1 protein-coding gene is annotated in these 373 nt (G+C 68.1%); it reads right to left on the bottom strand.

What is annotated here, in order from left to right:
- Positions 1–373 (bottom strand): hypothetical protein (locus tag AC1U89_RS25005; protein ID WP_479902307.1); only part of this gene is annotated, 373 nt, incomplete at both ends.

The following is a 373-nucleotide window of genomic DNA, read 5'->3' as shown; positions in this document are numbered from 1 at the left end:
CAGCGCGATGGCATCGATATGGCTGTCGGTGTGCGCGACAAACGCCCAGGCGATGCCAAAGACGCGCGGGTAGCCGGCGAACGGTCCGTTGCTCAGCTTGGGCAGCTGGCGATAGTAGCCGGGCGGCAAGGCATCGCGAATCTCCCGGACCTGCGCTTCGACGAGGTGGTAGTTGTCGAGCAACCACTCTGCGGCGGGCACCACGCTGCGCCCCTTCTCCAATTCGGACGCACCGGCCCGGTAGGCGCGCAGCAAGACCGCCGCATTGTCCTTGAGGCGGCTCTGCAGCGTGGGGACCCTGGGCGGGCTGGCGGTCACGGTCTGCGCGGCCGCCAGGCTCTGCGCATGCTGCTCCAGCCGTTCGATGCCAAAC

This window comes from Caulobacter sp. 05T431, from assembly GCF_056665975.1.
The sequence above is the reverse complement of the archived record's forward strand: the minus strand, read 5'-3'. Positions and strand labels throughout refer to the sequence as shown.